The sequence below is a fragment of the Noviherbaspirillum aerium genome (genome assembly GCF_008929045.1).
GTDB lineage: Bacteria > Pseudomonadota > Gammaproteobacteria > Burkholderiales > Burkholderiaceae_D > Noviherbaspirillum > Noviherbaspirillum aerium.
On the sequence record NZ_VFAH01000070.1, the window covers coordinates 1 to 1,444 of the forward strand.

A 1,444-nucleotide genomic window follows, 5' to 3' on the forward strand; every position below is an offset into this window, starting at 1 on the left:
TTACATGGACGCCGCCATTTGCCAAGTAATAAACGTATGACACAAGCAGGATAGAGGTTGCTCGCTTACATTCGGCCTTTGGGTGCGGCTTTAGGCCGCTGGCCTCTATGGAATTCGCTGACGACTACCCCATTTCTAACGCGAGCTCGAAGCTCATCGCACTTATCGGGTTTGAGTCGCCCCGGTCTCACCTGTTTGCCATCACTTGTTTCTTACCTGCGCAACCTGTTGACGTGCCTTACTTCGTATTTCTCCTTCAAACCGTGCTGACTTGCCGACCGCTTGCGGTGGGCAAGTCAGCACGGAATTCGCTGCCATGAACCAGCATCGCCCAGACGATGCGGGCCGTTTTGTTGGCTTGAGCCACACAGGCGATATTCATGTTTCGTCGGACGGCCACTTGTCGCAGCCAGCAATCCGTCATCTCTGGTTTGCGCGTGGTGTGGTGCAGAACCGCACGAGCACCGTGAACCAGTAACCGGCGCAAGTAACCATCACCTCGCTTGCTAATGCTTTGCAGCCGCTGCTTGCCACCACTGGAGTGTTGCTTGGGCACCAGGCCGAGGAAGGCTGCGAGCTGTCGCCCATTCTTGAAGGAGGCAATGTTGTCGCCGACCGTAGCTTCCAGTGCGCTGGCAGTCAAGGGACCGATTCCTGGCACCTGTTCCAGCCGACGGCAGACTTCGGATTGCCGGCATAGTTGCCTGACCTGTAGATCAATCTCTTGCACTTGCCTGTCCACCTCCAGCAGGTGCGAGAGCAGCCGCTGCGCCAAGTCGCGCATAATTGCCGGCAAGCCGTTCTCCATGTCGGCAATGAGCCTTTTGACCTCCTGGATCAGCTTGCCTAGCCCTTGCGCAATCGACAACCCAAACTCCGCCAATAATCCTCTCAACTGATTGGCCGTTGCGGTCCGCGACTTGATAAAGCCGTCACGTACCCGATGCAACGCCAGTACCGCTTGCGATTGGGCTGTCTTTACAGCAACAAAGCGCATAGCCGGCCGGCTGGCGGCTTCACAAATGGCAGCCGCATCAGCTGCATCGTGTTTGTTGCCTTGAACATAGGGTTTGACGAACTGCGGCGCAATCAGTCTGACCGTGTGCCCCAGGTCGTACAGCGTCCGGGCCCAGTAATGAGCGGTACCACAGGCTTCCATCGCTACTGTACAAGGCGCTATTCGGGTAAAGAATTCAACCATTTGTGCGCGCCTGAGAGTTTTGCGCAGCACCGTCTTGCCGTGTTGATCTACGCCATGAATTGCGAATACCTGCTTTGCCAGGTCTACACCAATCGTTGTAGCATGCATATCGGACTCCTCGCCTCAAGTGGTTGGTCAACACTTCCACTTTGGCACATCGATGCCGTCGGCGCAGGAGTCCCTCCAACCTCCATGTCCTTAAGCCTCGTTAATTCTAGAAGGCGGCGTCCATACCATTTCTAA

At 55.9% G+C, this 1,444-nt stretch carries 1 protein-coding gene; it reads right to left on the reverse strand.

Annotated elements, in window-relative coordinates; translation table 11 throughout:
• Positions 1–256: 256 nt before the first annotated feature.
• The gene (locus FH061_RS30110) at positions 257–1,309 is read right to left on the reverse strand and encodes an IS110 family RNA-guided transposase (protein WP_151639496.1); all 1,053 of its coding nucleotides are present in this window, start codon (positions 1,307–1,309) and stop codon (positions 257–259) included.
• Between the last annotated feature and the right edge of the window lie 135 nt (positions 1,310–1,444).